At 72.6% G+C, this 16,040-nt stretch carries 16 protein-coding genes; 12 read left to right on the top strand and 4 right to left on the bottom strand.

Going from position 1 to position 16,040, the window contains the following annotated elements:
- Positions 1-89: 89 nt before the first annotated feature.
- Positions 90-2,714, bottom strand: coding sequence for a LuxR C-terminal-related transcriptional regulator (locus tag Dvina_RS48185; protein ID WP_223098542.1), 2,625 nt, complete (start codon positions 2,712-2,714; stop codon positions 90-92).
- A gap of 199 nt (positions 2,715-2,913) precedes the next feature.
- Here Dvina_RS48185 and Dvina_RS48180 point away from each other — a divergent pair, with 199 nt between their 5' ends.
- The 6 genes from Dvina_RS48180 to Dvina_RS48155 all read left to right on the top strand — a co-directional run bounded on the left by Dvina_RS48180 (position 2,914) and on the right by Dvina_RS48155 (position 7,138).
- Positions 2,914-4,446, top strand: a complete 1,533-nt coding sequence (locus Dvina_RS48180) for a hypothetical protein (RefSeq protein WP_223098541.1) — start codon at positions 2,914-2,916, stop codon at positions 4,444-4,446.
- Between the two features lie 15 nt (positions 4,447-4,461).
- Complete coding sequence (gene clpS / locus Dvina_RS48175; protein WP_223098540.1) at positions 4,462-4,758, top strand: ATP-dependent Clp protease adapter ClpS; 297 nt, start codon at positions 4,462-4,464, stop codon at positions 4,756-4,758.
- 2 nt (positions 4,759-4,760) lie between these two features.
- Positions 4,761-5,255 (top strand): DUF2017 domain-containing protein, encoded by a 495-nt coding sequence (locus tag Dvina_RS48170; RefSeq protein WP_379993183.1) that lies wholly within the window; start codon positions 4,761-4,763, stop codon positions 5,253-5,255.
- A 64-nt stretch (positions 5,256-5,319) separates the two neighbouring features.
- Positions 5,320-5,811, top strand: a complete 492-nt coding sequence (locus tag Dvina_RS48165; RefSeq protein ID WP_223098539.1) for a M67 family metallopeptidase — start codon at positions 5,320-5,322, stop codon at positions 5,809-5,811.
- Between the two features lie 59 nt (positions 5,812-5,870).
- A complete protein-coding gene (locus Dvina_RS48160; protein WP_223098538.1) occupies positions 5,871-6,182 on the top strand; it encodes a MoaD family protein in 312 nt (103 codons plus the stop codon).
- A 5-nt stretch (positions 6,183-6,187) separates the two neighbouring features.
- On the top strand, positions 6,188-7,138 hold the full coding sequence (locus Dvina_RS48155; RefSeq protein WP_223098537.1) for a PLP-dependent cysteine synthase family protein: 951 nt from the start codon (positions 6,188-6,190) through the stop codon (positions 7,136-7,138).
- Between the two features lie 27 nt (positions 7,139-7,165).
- On the opposite strand, the gene Dvina_RS48150 is transcribed toward Dvina_RS48155, so the two are convergent.
- Positions 7,166-7,513: a hypothetical protein gene (locus Dvina_RS48150; protein WP_223098536.1), complete on the bottom strand. Its 348-nt coding sequence runs from the start codon at positions 7,511-7,513 to the stop codon at positions 7,166-7,168.
- 278 nt (positions 7,514-7,791) lie between these two features.
- On the opposite strand from Dvina_RS48150, the gene Dvina_RS48145 reads away from it, so the two are divergent.
- From Dvina_RS48145 to rdgB, 6 genes are all read left to right on the top strand, one after another.
- Entirely contained in the window at positions 7,792-8,544 is a 753-nt protein-coding gene (locus tag Dvina_RS48145; protein WP_223098534.1) for an MBL fold metallo-hydrolase, read from the top strand.
- 101 nt (positions 8,545-8,645) lie between these two features.
- Positions 8,646-9,794 carry a glycosyltransferase family 4 protein gene (locus Dvina_RS48140; protein ID WP_223098533.1) on the top strand — a complete coding sequence of 383 codons (1,149 nt, stop codon included), beginning with the start codon at positions 8,646-8,648 and terminating at the stop codon, positions 9,792-9,794.
- Between the two features lie 37 nt (positions 9,795-9,831).
- Positions 9,832-10,947 carry a glycosyltransferase gene (locus Dvina_RS48135; protein ID WP_425516503.1) on the top strand — a complete coding sequence of 372 codons (1,116 nt, stop codon included), beginning with the start codon at positions 9,832-9,834 and terminating at the stop codon, positions 10,945-10,947.
- A gap of 39 nt (positions 10,948-10,986) precedes the next feature.
- The gene (locus Dvina_RS48130) at positions 10,987-11,823 is read left to right on the top strand and encodes an SGNH/GDSL hydrolase family protein (RefSeq protein WP_223098531.1); all 837 of its coding nucleotides are present in this window, start codon (positions 10,987-10,989) and stop codon (positions 11,821-11,823) included.
- Positions 11,824-11,842: 19 nt separating this feature from the next.
- The gene (rph, locus tag Dvina_RS48125; protein WP_223098529.1) at positions 11,843-12,571 is read left to right on the top strand and encodes a ribonuclease PH; all 729 of its coding nucleotides are present in this window, start codon (positions 11,843-11,845) and stop codon (positions 12,569-12,571) included.
- Entirely contained in the window at positions 12,568-13,164 is a 597-nt protein-coding gene (gene rdgB, locus Dvina_RS48120) for an RdgB/HAM1 family non-canonical purine NTP pyrophosphatase (RefSeq protein WP_223098526.1), read from the top strand. Before rph ends, rdgB begins: the two co-directional genes overlap by 4 nt.
- Positions 13,165-13,325: 161 nt before the next feature.
- Here rdgB and hutH read toward each other — a convergent pair whose 3' ends face one another.
- Together hutH and hutI are read right to left on the bottom strand one after the other, a co-directional pair.
- Positions 13,326-14,846 carry a histidine ammonia-lyase gene (gene hutH, locus Dvina_RS48115; RefSeq protein ID WP_223098523.1) on the bottom strand — a complete coding sequence of 507 codons (1,521 nt, stop codon included), beginning with the start codon at positions 14,844-14,846 and terminating at the stop codon, positions 13,326-13,328.
- The gene (gene hutI / locus Dvina_RS48110; RefSeq protein ID WP_223098521.1) at positions 14,843-16,012 is read right to left on the bottom strand and encodes an imidazolonepropionase; all 1,170 of its coding nucleotides are present in this window, start codon (positions 16,010-16,012) and stop codon (positions 14,843-14,845) included. Before hutI ends, hutH begins: the two co-directional genes overlap by 4 nt.
- Positions 16,013-16,040: the final 28 nt, after the last annotated feature.

Raw genomic sequence — 16,040 nt, 5'->3', positions numbered from 1 at the left:
TAGTGGTCGGTCAGCAGTGCACTACTGGTCACCCGACCAACATATTCCACGAGTTATAGGACGGCGATCACTCCTGAGGCAGGCAACGCTCACTCCTCGGGCGGCAGGGAGCGCAGGGCCGCGGCGAGCTCGGCCCGGCCGGTCACGCCCAGCTTGGCGTACACGCGCATGAGGTGGTTGTCGACGGTGCGCGAGGACAGGTACAGCTGGTCCGCGATCTCCTTCGACGGCACCCCGGCCGCGGCCAGCCGGGCGATCTGACGCTCCCGCCCGGTCAGCATCGGCTGCGGCACGACAAGGGCCGGCGTGACCGCCTGCGGGCACTCGACGCGCAGCTCGGCCAGGCGCTGGGCGGCGCGCGGGGTCTGCGGCGAGCGGATGCCCCGCAGCAGGGTCACCGCGCCCGCGGCGGCCTCGGCGGCGAAGAGGTGCAGGTGCATCTCGGCCAGCTCCTCGGCCACTGCGAGCAGCGCTCCGCCGTCCTCCTCGGCCATCGCCCGCACGTGCCAGGCCATGGCCGGGGCGAGCCGGCCCTCGACGGTCTGGGCCAGGGCGTTGATCCGCTCGTTGACCTCGGCCGCGAAGCCGAGGCGGCCCAGGTCGTAGAGCGCGAACATCTCGTGCGCGGCGAACCCGTCGCTGCGGTTGCGGGCGGCCAGCAGGCGCAGGACCTCGGCCGCGGTGGTCACGTCCCCGGCGGCGACGGCGACCCAGGCCCGGGCCTCCTCGAGCCAGGGGTACAGGACCTCCATCGAGCGGTAGTGCGCCTCCTCGGCCAGCGCGAACGCCGCGGCGGCGCCGGCCGCGTCACCCTGCAGGGCGGCGGTGTGGGCGCGCTCGGCGTGGGCCAGGGCCACGAAGATCCGGCCGGTGGCGAGCATGGCGCTGGCCTGGCTGGCCGCGCGCCCGGCCTCCTGGAGGTGCCCGCGCAGGCGCGCGGCCTGGGACCTGACGATCTGCAGATAGCCGGAGCCGAGCAGGAAGTTGCCCGCGTCGGCCATGCCGGCGAACTCGGTGGCCACGATGGCGTCGACGGCCTCCAGGTCGGCCGCGAGGATCATGGCGGTACCGCGGGCCAGCTCGATCCCGAGCTGGATGTAGGGGACCTCGGCCCGCCACTGCGCCGCGTCGGCGTCGAGCAGCGCCATGGCCTTGACCGTCTGCACCGGGGTGCCCCGCATCGCCTGGAGGTGCCCCATGTTGCTGCGGGCCAGGGCGCGCGGCCCGGGCGCGGAGGCCGGGCCGTCGAGCACGGTGCGGGCCAGGGTCAGGGCCAGGCCGTAGTCGCCGCGGTGCAGGCGCATCGTCGACTCGACGGCCAGCACCAGGGAGCGCTCCCGCAGGTCGATGATCTTGTGAGCCTGCCTGTCCATCTCGTCGACGGTGGAGGAGTCGCCGACGCCCCAGTGCGAGGTGATGTGCCGGATCGCCAGCCAGCGACTGCGCTGGCTCTCGTCGGAGATCTGGCTCTCGTTCTGGTCGAGCAGGTGCGCGCCCTCGTCCGGGCAGTTGGCGAACATCAGGATCGTCGCCAGGGTCTCGGCCGCGTTGAACCCGCCGCCGGCCGCGACCGCCGCCCGGCCCAGCCGCATCGCGAGGGCCATGTCGTAGGTCGCGAACGCCAGCCGGCACGCGTTGAGCAGCAGCACCGGGTCGCGGGCGGTGTCGCTGTCCAGCCGCCAGACGGCGACCCGCAGCAGATCGTCGCGGCGCCGGGCCCCGCACTCCTCCGTCAGCGAGGCCAGGTCGGCCAGCAGTCGGCGGAACCGGGTGACCGGGCAGCGGCGGCGCACGACCTCGCCGTAGAGCGGGTGGGCCAGCCGGACCGTCGTGCGCCGGTCCTCGACCACGACCCGGACCAGCTGCCGCTCCTCGGCGATCTCGACGGTGGCCATGTCGGTCGCCTTGACCAGCAGCGGCAGGCCGATGGGCTCGCCGAACGCGACGAGCTCCAGCACCGCCCGCTCGGGCGGGGTGAGCTTGCCGATGCGGGCGTCGACCACCTCGGTCAGGGTCGGGGCCAGGTCGACCCGGCCGGTCCAGCGCTGCATCCCGTAGCTCTCGACGATCTCGCCGGCCGCGTGGGCGGCGATCACGAGCTCGCGCAGCAGCAGCGCGTTGCCCTGGGAAAGCTGCCAGAGCCGGTCCACCGAGGCCGAGTCGACCGGGCCGCCGAGCACCTGCTGGAGCAGGTCGGAGGTCTCCTGCAGGGTGAGCGGCCCGAGCTCGATGCGCTCGACCAGGTCGTCCTTCCACAGGGCGCTGATCGGGTCGTGCACGGTCTCGCCGGTGCGCACGGTGCCGATGACCGTGGCGTTCTCCGAACGGGCGACGTAATACACGAGGGCCGCGGACAGCGGGTCGAGCAGGTGGGCGTCGTCGATCGCCACCACGATCGGGCGGCCCGCGGCCTGCCGGTGCAGTGCGTCGACCGCCCAGCGCAGCAGCCCGGCGGGAGAGCCGCCGGCGGGCTGGTCGGGCGGGAGCACCTGGGCCAGGCCGCCGAGCGGCAGGCCGGCCGTGGCGGCGTTGGCGGTAGCGGTCCAGACGGCGAGTCTGTCCTGGTCAAGCGTATTGACGCCCTCGCGCAGCAATCGGCTCTTGCCGATGCCCGGCGGACCGCCGAGAATCAGGCCGCGACCGGTCGAGCCGGAGGCCGCCTCGGCGACACGGATGAGTTCTGCGTTTCTGCCGACAAAGCTCCAGGGAGGCACCGTCGCAGCATATCGATACGTTGATTACTGCGCGTACCGGCGTAAGCACGAACTTGAGTAGTGCGTTCGGCCCCAGTGAGTACCACCGACCCTGCTGTTGTAAGTGTCCGTTCACGTAGCGTTCCGGTGCCCGCCCGCCAGCGCCGCCAATCCCGCGCGCTCGGGCCGGGGTTCCCGGACGTGCACAAGGAGGTCGCACATGGGCTTCGGGGTCATGCAGGCGCCGCTGATCGATTTGACCATTACGTCAGCGCCGGCGTTCGGCGTCGCGACGAGCGGGGGATCAGTGTCCGCCATGCCGGTTCGCGGCAGCCGGGGCTTCCGGCCTTCCGGCGCTGCGCCGCAGCCGCCCCTCCGGTCCTGCGCCGTCGTCGCCGGTGCCGCCCGGTCGGGCAAGACGGCGCTCGTCAACGCGCTGATCCGGCGCCCGGCGGAGCCGATGGAGGCGGGTGACGCGTGGCTGGTGTTCCGCCACGGCGACCGGCCGGAGGCGTGGGCCTACGTGCCCGGGCACCGCGAGCCCCGCCCGTTCCCGGAGCGCAGCTCGGTCAAGGGCCCGGTCCGCCCGGCCCGCCGGATCGAGGTCACGCACCCGTCGCCGCTGCTCAAGCGCGTCACCTTGATCGACACGCCCGGCAGCGGGGGGCTGGACGCGGTGTCCGCGGAGATCTCGCTGGACGCCGCGGCCGACGGCCTCGGCCTGCTCTTCGTCGTCGACGCGGCCGCCCCGCTCGGCCGGGCCGACCTGGACCTGCTCGGGGCCGCCGCCGACCGCCTGCAACGCATCGCATTCGTACTGACCCGAATCGATCAGCACGACGAGTGGCCCGAGGTGCTGGCGGCCAACCGGGCGCTGCTGGCCGCACTGGGCCCGAGGCTGGCCACCGCGCCCTGGTTCCCGGTCTCGCTCGACCCGGCCTCGGTCTTCGGGGTCGCCGAGCTGCGCCACCAGCTCGAGGCGTGGGCCGACGAGCAGGGCGCGGCCGACGAGGAGGCCGCCGCCCGCACCGGCGGGGTCGCCGCGGCCACCGTCTCGGCGGTCGGCGACGGCTGGCAGGAGCATCTGGAGCGGGAGATCCGCACCCGCCGCCTGGCCGCGATCGAGCGGGTCTCGATCGACCTGGCCACCATCCACGTGCGCTGCGTGCAGGAGCTCGGCTCCGGCAAGGGCTGCCCGGAGCTGCCCCGGGTGCTCGACCGCCAGCTGCACGCCCTCTCCGTGCGCAGCACCCGCCAGCTGGACGCCGACACCCGCGACGTGATCGGCGCGGTCTTCGGCGAGCTGCTGGACACCCCGCCCGACGCGGCGGTGCTGGCCCGGATCGCCGGGGCCGCCCGCCGGGCCGTCGACGCGGCCCGCGACGAGGGCCGGGAGCGCGACCGGGCGCTGCTGGTCACCACCACGTCCGGCGTCGCCGCCCTCACCGGGGCCGGCGCGCTGGACAGCCTCTCCGCGACAGGTGCGGCCGAGCCGGGCGACGCCGGCCGCGTGGTCTCGCCGCTCGGCATCGGGCTCAACGCGGGTTCGTATGCGATGTGGCAGGCGCGGCACGCCCCGGGCGGCCCGCCGAAGCTGCCGGACAAGAAGGACTGCCGTCGCTGGCTGCAGCACGCCCTGCGTGAGATCGAGGTCGAACTGGGCCATGAGCTCAGCGAGCGCTACGCGGAGCTGCGGCAGGCGCTGTCGATCATTGCGGGGGATGCGGTCGACCATGGCGTGCTGCTCGCTTGATGGCACCATGTTGGTATGGCGGCGCCGCAGGTCCTACCGATCGAAGAGACCCACGTCGAGGTTGATGAGGTGCCCCAGACCGACCGTCCGTGGGTGACGGTGGTCTGGAACGACCCGGTCAACCTCATGAGCTACGTGACATGGGTCCTGCAGAAGCTGTTCGGGTACAGCAAGGAGAAGGCCGAACGCCTCATGCTCGACGTGCATCAGAAGGGCAAGGCGATCGTGACGAGCGGGGCCCGCGAGAAAATGGAGTACGACGCGTCCCGCCTGCAGGCCCACGGGCTCTGGGCGACGGTGGAACAGTCGTGACGATGTTCGTGCGCTCCGGGACGGTCTGCGTGGCCCGGTTCGGCCCGGGTGAGGCCGCGGTGCTCAACGAGGTGATGCTCGAGGTCATCACGCTGCTGTCCGAGGGCTTCGACCGCACCGATCCGGTCATCGAGCGCCTGTTCCCCGACGTGTACCGCGATGATCCGGCGCTTTCGGCGGAGCTGCGGCGGTACACGGAAGATGATCTGCGCTCTTCGAAGCTGGAGCAGGCCGCGCTCCTGCTCGACGCCCTGCCCGTGGAGGGCGGGGAGGTGGCGCTCGACGAGGAGCAGGCCGAGGCGTGGCTGCGGGCCCTGACCGACGTCCGGCTGACGCTCGGGCTGCGGCTCGGCATCGCCGACGACGACGTGGACATCGAGGCCGAGCTGGACGAGGCCATCCTGAAAGACCCCACGTCGGCGCGGGTGGCCCAGCTTTCCGTGTACCAGTACCTGACCTACCTCCAGGAATCGCTCGTCGGCGCCCTCATGGGCTGAGATCGGCGTACCGTGAGACCCCCGTCACGGGCGAGTGGCGCTCGGGTTTCGGTAGGCTGTTGTCGTGCTGACCATCGACGCCGCGATCCTCGATGCGATCGTCGCGCACGCCCGCCGGGACCACCCGGACGAGGCGTGCGGGATCGTCGCGGGTCCGGCCGGCTCCGACCGCCCGGAGCGGCACGTGCCGATGGAAAACGCGGCCCGCTCCATGACCTTCTACGAGTTCGACTCGAAGGAGCAGCTGCGGCTGTGGCGGGAGATGGACGACGCCGACGAGGAGCCGGTCGTGGTCTACCACTCGCACACCGCGACCGAGGCCTACCCGTCGCGCACTGACGTCTCGTTCGCCGGCGAGCCCGGCGCGCACTACCTGCTCGTCTCCACCCGGGACCCGGAGGTGACCGAGGTCCGGTCGTTCCGCATCGTGGACGGGGCCGTCACCGAGGAGCCGGTTCAGGTAGTTAATGCAGTCGTGGATCCGAACGCCGTCCAGAAGTACCTCTTCGGGCAGAGCCCGGCGACAGTCGACTACGAGTGTCAGACCGGCAGCTGAGAAGCCGTCAGTCCTGACCCTTTTGTCCAGTTCGCTCGCATTCGTAGAGGAAAACTCCCATGGCTATTGAGGTTCGCATCCCCACCATCCTGCGCAGCTACACCGGCGGCGCGAAGACCGTCGAGGGCTCCGGGGACACCATCGCCGACCTGCTCACCGACCTCGACTCCCGCCACGCCGGCCTGCGGGACCGGCTGATCACGGGCGAGGGCGGGCTGCACCGGTTCGTCAACGTGTACATCAACGACGAGGACGTCCGCTTCCTCGGCGCGCTCGACGCGAAGCTCAACGACGGCGACTCCGTGACGATCCTGCCCGCGGTCGCGGGTGGTGCGTTCGCGTTCGCCGCCGCCCACGCACTGCGGGGCTGATTCGCGTGACGCGCTACGAGTCCCTGCTCGACGCGTGCGGCAACACGCCGCTCGTCGGTCTGCCGCGGCTCTCGCCGAGCGCCGACGTGCGGCTCTGGGCCAAGCTCGAGGACCGCAACCCGACGGGGAGCGTCAAGGACCGCGTGGCGCTGTGGATGGTGAAGGCGGCCGAGGAAGCCGGCCGCCTTCGTCCCGGTGACACGATCATTGAGCCGACGAGCGGCAACACCGGCATCGCGCTGGCGATGGTGGCGAAGCTGCGCGGATACCGGCTCGTCTGCGTGATGCCGGAGAACGTCTCCGCCGAGCGCACGTCGCTGCTGCGCATGTACGGCGCCGAGATCATCACCTCACCGGCGGCGGGCGGCTCGAACCGGGCCGTCGCCGTCGCCAAGGAGATCGCGGCCGAGCACCCGGACTGGGTGATGCTCTACCAGTACGGCAACGAGGCCAACGCACGCGCCCACTACGAGTCGACCGGGCCGGAGATCCTGCGCGACCTGCCCACGATCACCCACTTCGTGGCCGGCCTGGGCACCACCGGCACGCTGATGGGGGTGGGGCGGTACCTCCGCGAAAAAGTGGACGACATCGAGATCATCGCGGCCGAGCCACGCTACGGCGAGCTGGTCTACGGCCTGCGCAATCTCGACGAGGGCTACGTGCCGGAGCTGTACGACGCCCAGGTCCTCACCCGCCGCTTCTCGGTCGGCACCCAGGACTCGGTGCTGCGGACCCGGCAGCTCGTCGAGGTCGAGGGCCTGTTCGTGGGCTTCTCGACCGGGGCCGTGCTGCACGCCGCGCTCGCGGTGGCGCACCAGGCGCTGAAGGCCGGCAAGCGGGCCGACGTGGTGTTCCTGGTGGCCGACGGCGGGTTCAAGTACCTCTCGACAGGCGCCTACGGCGGCACCCTGGCCGAGGCCGAGAGCGCCCTGGACGGCCAGCTCTGGGCCTAGGCCCTGCGCTGCGCTGCCGAAGGCCCTCTACAGCCCGGTCACGACCCAGCCGATCAGCAGCGTCACCGACGCCGTCGCCAGCAGCATGTACGGGAGGCGGCGCCGGTGCACGCTCGCGAACGCGGCGATCGTGCACGCCAGGCCCAGCAGGCCGATGGTGATGACGACGGGCCCGTACCAGGCGCGGTACTCCGAGATGAGGCCCACGAACGCCCGCAGCGCCACCGCCATGCCCCCGAGGCCCAGCGCGGCCGCCCAGGCGCACACCGCGGCGATCTGCCGGTTGTCCGGACGGGGATCGGCCTCCGTCGGCAGCCGGAACGCATCCGGCAGCTGCTGTCGCAGTCGCTTGGCCCGGGACACGTCAACCGACACGGTCGCCTCCTCTGTTGCCGCCTCACTGCGTGCAACGAGCGAGATAGTTGAGCGTGACGCAACCGTGTCACGTTGACGACATCCGCCCCCGGATCTTTCGGCCTGGAACCGTTGTCCGGCGTAGGCTTCGCGCAGCGTGAACGGCCCTGCAGCGGCCCGGTTCGCGAATTGGATCTATCCTCACCTGACGGTTTGCTCGTCAGTTGCTCGTCAGTTGTTCGTTGGATGCGATCCACAGTTCGACAGAAGATGGGAGACCGCGGGTTGAGGGCAGCAGAATGAGGCTCACGGTTCTCGGCTGCGCCGGCAGCTTCCCGGGGCCGGAGGCGCCCTGCTCCGCCTACCTCATCGAGGCGGACGGTTTTCGCCTCCTCCTCGACTTCGGCCCCGGCTCGATGTCGGCGCTGCAGCGGTACGGCGACCTGTACGGCGTCGACGCCATTCTCCTGACGCACCTGCACTGCGACCACATGCTCGACGCCTGCACGTACGTCGTGGCCCGCCGATACGCTCCGGCCGGCCCGTTCCCGCCCCTGCCGGTCTACGCGCCGGTGAACGCGCCCGAGCGCATCGCGGCGGCCTACGGCGGCGAGAACGAGGCCATCTCCATCGGCGAGGTGTACACGTTCTACGCCCTGCAGCCCGGCAGCTTCCCGATCGGCCCGTTCGGGGTGACGGTGGACCGGGTCAACCACCCGATCGAGACCTACGGCGTGCGCCTGGAGCACAACGGCAAGGTGCTCACCTACTCCGCCGACACCGCGCCGTGCGAGCCGCTGATCCGGCTCGCGCAGGGCGCCGACGCGTTCCTGTGTGAGGCAAGTTACCTCGACGGTGTCGACAACCCGCCGGACCTCCATCTGACCGGCCGGGAAGCCGCCGAGCACGCGACGAAGGCCGGCGTCGGCCGACTGCTGTTGACGCACCTGGTGCCTGCGTGGGGCAGTGAAGCGCTCACCCTCGAAGCGGCATCGAGCGCCTTCGCTGGGCCAATCGACATTGTCCGGCCTGGCTCGCGGTACGACATCTAAGGGTTTTCTCGGGGTCTGAGCTCCGGACATTTAGGGACCCGTTTGCCGTCTGTCCAACCTACTGTGGCCGCATGCATGGACGCCGCCCTCATGGTCATGGCATGCGGATCGCGATCGTCACCGAATCGTTCCCGCCCGATGTGAACGGTGTGGCCCACTCCGTCGTCCGGGTCGCTGAGCACCTCGTCGCGCGTGGCCACGAGCCGCTCGTGATCGCACCGCAGCCGTCCTCCGGGGCGCGCTCGGTCACCGGCTCCTTCCCCTACCCGATCATCCGCGTGCCCTCCGTGGCGACGCCGGGATACGGGAGCTTCCGGCTCGGCCTGCCCAGCCGCCGCCTGGCCGCCGCCCTGAAGGCGCACCGGACCGACCTCGTCCACCTGGCCAGCCCCTTCGTGCTCGGCGCCCGCGGCATGACGGTGGCGGCGTCGCTGGGCCTGCCCACGGTGGCCGTCTACCAGACCGACGTGCCTGCTTACGCCCGCCTGTACTACCGGACGAACCTCGGTGAGCAGACCGCCTGGCGCTGGCTGCGGCACATCCACAACGCCGCCGACCGGACCCTGGCGCCCTCGACCGCCTCCGCCACCGCCCTGCACAGCCACGGCATCGAGCGGGTCTGGCTCTGGCGCCGCGGCGTCGACGCGGCCCGCTTCGACCCCGGCCACCGCTCGTCCGCCCTGCGCCGGGCCGTGGCCGCCGAGGGGCAGGTCATCATCGGCTACGTCGGCCGCCTCGCGGTCGAGAAGCGGGTCGACCTCCTGGCGCCGGTCAGCCGCATCCCCGGCGTCCGCGTGGTGGTCGTCGGCGACGGCCCGGCCCGGGCCAACCTCGAGCGGGCCATGCCCGACGCGGTGTTCCTCGGCGAGCGGCGCGGCGACCAGCTGGCCCGGATCTTCGCCAGCCTCGACCTGTTCGTGCACACCGGCCCGTTCGAGACGTTCGGCCAGACCATCCAGGAGGCCCTGGCCAGTGGCGTCCCGGTGGTCGCGCCGGCCCAGGGCGGCCCGCTGGACCTGGTCGACGAGGGCCGCACCGGCCTGCTCGTGCCGCCCGGCGACGCCCCGTCGCTCGTCGCCGCGGTCACCTCGCTCGTGGAGAACACCGAGCAGCGCCTGGCGATGGGCGTGGCCGCCCGGGTGGCGGTCGCCACGCGCACCTGGTCGGCGGTGGGCGACGAATTGATCAAGCACTACGTGGATGTGCACAGCGGCGGCATCGCCGCTCGATCCGTTCCCATCTCCGCATGAGCGGTCCGCAGCGCGGTGGTGAAGCCGAGGCGCCGGCGTGAGCGAGAAGATCGTACGGCTGGCCAACTTCGTCATGCCGCGCTCGGGCGGGCTGCGTACGGCGCTGCACGCCCTCGGCGCGGGGTACCTCGCCGCCGGCCATGAGCCGATCCTGATCGTGCCCGGCGCCGGGTACGCGGACGAGATGACCTCGCAGGGCCGGGTGATCACACTGCCCGGCCCGGTTGTCCCCGGCACCGGCGGCTACCGCGTGATCCTGGCCCGCCGCCGGCTCCAGAAGCTCCTGGAGGACCTGGCGCCCGACCGTCTGGAGGTCTCGGACCGGTTCACCCTGCGCTGGACCGGCCGCTGGGCCCGCGAGCACGGCATCCCGGCCGTGATGGTCTCCCACGAGAGCCTGGCCGGCCTGCTGAGCTTCGCCGGTCCGCTCGGCAACCCGTGGGCCGACCGGCTCAACAGCCGCACCCTCCGGGCCTACGACAAGATCGTGTGCACGACGGGCTGGGCGGCCGGCGAGTTCCGCCGCATCGGCGCCGACAACATCGCCCAGGTGCCGCTCGGCGTCGACCTGGAGCTGTTCGACCCGTCCCGCTACAGCGACGACCTGCGCGCCCGCTACGCCGAGCCGCACCAGGTCCTGCTCGTCCACTGTGGCCGGCTCTCCCAGGAGAAGCGGCCCGAGCGCTCCGTCGAGGCCCTGGTGGCCCTGCGCAGACGCGGCGTCGACGCGGTGCTCGTCGTGGTCGGCGACGGCCCCCTGCGCGCCCGCCTCCAGGAGCTGGCCCGCGGCCACACGGTGCACTTCGTGGAGTTCGTCGCCGAGCGCACCGCCGTGGCATCCCTGCTCGCCACCGCCGACGTCGTCATCGCCCCCGGCCCGATCGAGACCTTCGGGCTGGCCGCCCTGGAGGCGCTGGCCTGCGGCACGCCTGTCGTCGTGGACGCGGCGTCGGCCCTGCCCGAAGTGGTGGGCGCCGCGGGCGTCGCCGTGACGAACGACTTCGCTGCGGGGGTACTGCAAGTGCTCGAACGGCCCGCGCCCGCCCGCCGCGCTCAGGCGCGCCGCCGGGCCGAGCGGTTCTCCTGGCCGGCGGCCGTGGCCGGGTTCCTGGCCGTGCACCAATCACTTGTCCTGTCCGGAGCGGTCCCGTGACTCGGCGCCCGCTCGGACCCGCTGCTCGGGGGTGGCCCTGTGACCGTGTTCGCTGCTCTTGGTGATTCGACCACCGCCGGCTACGGCGATCGGATCAGGGGCGCCTGGCGCGGGTGGGCACCGATCCTGGCCCAGGCGCTCGGCGTCCGGCTCCACAACTTCTCCACCAGCGGCGCCCGCGCCCACGACATCGAGCGCGACCAGCTGCCCAGGGCCCTCGCCGTGCGGCCGGCCATCGCCGCTGTCCTCATCGGCACCAACGACACGCTGCGCGACCCCTTCGACGGCGACCGCATCGGCGGCCACATCGAGCGCACGGTCGCCGCGCTGCGCGAGACGGGTGCGGAGGTCCTCACGATCCGCCTGCCCGCCCCCGGCGCCATCTTCGGCCTGCCGGGCCCGCTGGCCCGCCCTCTCGCCCGCCGCATGGCCGAGCTCAACGGGGCCGCCGACCGTGTGGCGGCCCGCTACGACACGCTGCACTTCGACGCCGCCGGTCACCCCGACTCGTATCGCCCGGAGATGTGGAGCGTCGATCGCCTCCACCCCAGCGAGCGCGGCCACCGCTTCCTGGCCTGCTCCTACTTCGACCTCCTGGAGGAGCGCGGCGTCGTCAGGTCGCTGCGGGCCGGCGGGCTGGACCCGGCCCGCCCGTCGCCGGAGCCGACCGGACGGCCGCCGTCGAAGCTGGCGCAGGGCCTGTGGCTGACCACGGCCGGCGCCGCCTGGATGGTCCGCCGCTCCACCGACCTCCTGCCCGGGCTGGCCCGCCTCGCCTGGTCCGAGTGGCGGCACGGTTCGCCGGCGGGTTCGCCCCTGGTGGCCGACCTCGACCTGCTGGAACAGCTGGACCCGGTGCCGGGCCGCGTGGCCTGAGCTTATTAGGGTGTTCGGTATGGCCCGACCCGATGGACGCGACGCAGACCAACTTCGACCCGTATCGATCGCCCGCCAGTGGAGCATGCACCCGGAAGGTTCCGTGCTCATCGAGTTCGGCAACACCCGCGTGCTCTGCACCGCCAGCGTCACCGATGGCGTGCCGCGCTGGCGGAAGGGCTCCGGTCTGGGCTGGCTGACCGCCGAGTACTCGATGCTGCCGCGCGCCACGACGACCCGCAGCGACCGGGAGAGCGTGAAGGGCAAGATCGGTGGCCGGACGCACGAGATCTCCCGCCTGATCGGCCGCAGCCTGCGTGCCTGCATCGACCTGAAGGCGCTCGGCGAAAACTCGATCGTCCTGGACTGCGACGTCCTGCAGGCCGACGGCGGCACCCGCACGGCCGCCATCACCGGCGCGTACGTCGCCCTCCACGACGCCGTCGCCTGGCTCGCCACCCACCGCAAGCTGGCCGGCAAGCCCGCTGACGTCCTGCACCGCTCGGTCGCCGCGGTAAGCGTGGGCGTCATCGGCGGCGAGCCCCGCCTCGACCTCTGCTACGAGGAGGACGTCGTCGCCGACGTCGACATGAACGTGGTCTGCACCGGCACCGGCGACTTCGTCGAGGTCCAGGGCACCGGCGAGCAGGGCGTCTTCACCCGCGCCGAGCTGGACACGCTCGTCGACCTGGGCGCCCGCGGCTGCGCCGACCTGACCGCGCTGCAGCAGAAGGCGCTGGCCGGATGAACCTCCTGCTGGCCACGCGCAACAAGAAGAAGCTCGTAGAGCTCCGCCGCATCCTGGAGGTGTCGGCCCCGGAGGTCACCCTCCTGGGCCTGGACGACGTCGACACCTACCCGGAGTCGCCGGAGACGGGCCTGACGTTCGAGGAGAACGCCCTGCTGAAGGCCCGCGAGGCCGTCCAGTTCACGGGCCTGCCGAGCATCGCCGACGACTCGGGCATCGCGGTAAACGCCCTCAACGGCATGCCGGGAGTCTTCTCGGCCCGCTGGTCCGGCCTCCCGAGCGGCGCCCCGGACCGCGACGGCGCCAACCTGCGCCTGGTCCTGGCCCAGGTGGCCGACGTCCCGGACGAGCACCTGGGCGCCGCCTTCGTCTGCGTCGCCGCCCTGGTCCACCCGGACGGCCGCGAACAGGTCTTCCGCGGCGAGATGCCCGGCCGCCTGATCCGCACGCCCCGCGGCGACGGCGGCTTCGGCTACGACCCGATCTTCGTGGCCGACGGCTACACCCAGACCACCGCCGAGCTGACCGCGGAGGAGAAGGACGCCATCAGCCACCGCGGCAAGGCATTCCGAGCCCTGGCCGCCGCCCTGTAGCAGCCACCTCGACCGCCCCGGCGCCCCACCACCGCCGAACCGCGGCCGCTTCGGCCCGGGCTCCGCACGCTGAGCCCTCCCCGGAGCGGCCGTTTCCCATCCGCACCGCCCAGCCGCTCCCACCGCCGCGCTGCGCGTTGCGGCTCGTCCGCGGTCGGCGCTCAGCTCAGGTGCCCGGCGACCCGTTCGATCTCCTGCCGCAGTTCGCGCGACCCGACCAGACCGCGGGCCGCCTCCATCACGGGGGCCAGGAACACGTCCGGTCCCGGGCCGCCCGCGAACTGCTCGACGGTCGCCACCGCCAGCCGGCCGGTCGCCGAGGGCTCCAGAGGCGCGCGGAGCTGGATGCCGCGGACCGCCGCGAGCAGCTCGACGGCGAGGATGCTGCACAGGTTGTCGAGCACGGTGCGCAGCTTCTTGGTGGCCGCCCACCCCATCGACACGTGGTCCTCCTGCATGCCCGACGTGGGCAGGGAGTCGACGCTGGCCGGGGCGGCGAGGCGGCGGTTTTCGGCGACGATGCCCGCCGCGGTGTACTGCGCGATCATCAGGCCCGAGTTCACGCCCGCGTCCGGGGTCAGGAACGGCGGCAGGTCCCGGGAGCGGGTGACGTCGAGCAGCCGGTCGACCCGCCGCTCGGCGATGGCTCCGACCTCGGCCGCCGCGATCGCCAGGTAGTCGGCGGCGAACCCGAGCGGGGCACCGTGGAAGTTCCCCGTCGACTCGACCCGGCCGTCGGTGAGCACCACCGGGTTGTCAACGATCGAGCGCAGTTCCCGGGCCGCCACGGTGGCCGCGAACTCCAGCGTGTCCCGGGCGGCCCCGGCCACCTGCGGCGCGCACCGCATCGAGTACGCGTCCTGCACCGCATGCGCGAGGTCGTCGCGGTGCGAATCCATGATCGGTGAGCCCTGCAGCAGCCGGTGGATGTTCGCCGCCGAGGCCGCCTGCCCCGGATGCGGCCGGATCGCGTGCAGCTCCGGCATGAACGGGCGGTCGGAGCCGAGCATCGCCTCGATCGACAGTGCGGCTGTCACGTCGGCCATCGTGAACAGGTGGCGGGCGTCCTCGATGGCCATGAGCAGCATGCCGAGCATGCCGTCGGTACCGTTGATCAGCGCCAGCCCCTCCTTCGAGGACAGCTGGATCGGCGACACCCCGGCGTCGAGCGCGCTCACCCGGGTGCCGTCCTTCGCCAGCACCCACCCCTCGCCGATCAGCACCAGCGCGCAGTGGGCGAGCGGCGCCAGGTCGCCGGACGCGCCGAGCGATCCGTGCTCGGGCACCCACGGCGTGATGTCGGCGTTGAGCAGCTCCGCGAGCGCCTGCGCGACCTCTGGACGTACTCCCGAACGGCCCATGGCCAGCGACCGGATCCGCAGGAGCATCATGGCCCGCACGACCTCACGCGGCATCGGGGCGCCGACACCCGCCGCGTGCGACCGGATCAGGGCGTGCTGCAGCTCGGCCCGCCGCTCCGGTGCGATGAACGTGTTGGCCAGTGCCCCGAACCCGGTGGACACCCCGTAGACCGGCCGCCCGTCCCGCTCGATCGCGTCGACGATGGCCCGGCTCGCGCGCATGGCGTCGAGCGCGTCGGGCGCGAGGGTGACCCGCGCGTTGGCCCGGGCGACCGCGATCAGGTCGTCGGGGCTGATGCCAGAGGCGGTGATGGTGATCAAACCAGCTCCCCATTGAGCACGACGTTGGAAATCAGCGGTACCCCGGGCCGGTAGGCCAGGTGCACGTGTGAGGGTGCGTCCAGCACGACGAGGTCGCCCCGCGCCCCGTGGGTCAGCCGCCCGATGTCGTCCCGGCGCAGCGCCGCCGCCCCGCCCCGGGTCGCCGCGAACACGGCCTCGGCCGGTGTCATCGCCATCTCGCGCACCGCGAGCGCGATGCAGAACGGGATCGACGTGGTGTAGGACGAGCCCGGATTGCAGTCGGTGGCCAGCGCGACGGTGGCCCCCGCGTCGAGCAGCGCCCGGGCCGGCGGATACGGCGACCGCGTCGAGAACTCGGCCCCCGGCAGCAGCGTCGCCACGGTGCTGCCCCCGGCCAGCGCGGCGATGTCGGCCGCCGACAGGTGCGTGCAGTGGTCGGCCGAGGCGGCCTGCAGTTCCACCGCCAGCTGCACCCCGGGCCCCTCCGACAACTGGTTGGCGTGCACCCGCACACCGAGCCCGGCATCGGCCCCGACGGTCAGGATGGCCCGCGAGTGGTCCGCGTCGAACGCCCCCTGCTCGCAGAACACGTCGATCCACCGCGCCCCGGCCGCCCGCGCCGCCGTCAGCATCGGCCCGCAGACGAGGCTGACGTAGTCGTCGGTCCGGTCCGCATACTCCGCCGGCACCACGTGCGCCCCGAGAAACGTCGTCTCGCTGGTGAACTCCCGCGCGATCCGCAGCGACCGGGCCTCATCGGCGACGCTCAGCCCGTATCCGGACTTGATCTCCATCGTCGTCGTGCCCTGCCGCAGTGCCTCGTTGCGCAGCCGCGCCACGTTGGCCCGCAGCTGCTCGTCGTCGGCCGCCCGGGTCGCGCCGACGGTCGTCCGGATGCCGCCGCCCGTGTAGCGCTGCCCCGCCATCCGGGCGGCGAACTCCGCCGCCCGGTCGCCTCCGAACACGAGGTGCGAATGGCTGTCGACGAACCCGGGCAGCACCGCCGCGCCATCCACGTCGAGCCGCGCATCGGCCACCGGCGTGTCCGTCGCCCGCCCGATCCACTCGACCCGCCGCCCGTCGACGACGAGCGCCGCGTTGCGCCGGATGCCCAGCGGCCCCTCGCCCCAGTTCGGATCGCCGGTGACCAGCTCTCCGATGTTGGTGACCAGCAGCGACCTCATCCCGCCGCCCCGATCCCGGCCCGGCCGC

Origin of the sequence: Dactylosporangium vinaceum (assembly GCF_019904175.1) — a bacterium.
GTDB classification, from domain to species: Bacteria; Actinomycetota; Actinomycetes; order Mycobacteriales; family Micromonosporaceae; genus Dactylosporangium; species Dactylosporangium vinaceum.
This window is presented reverse-complemented; position numbering and strand designations above follow the sequence as displayed.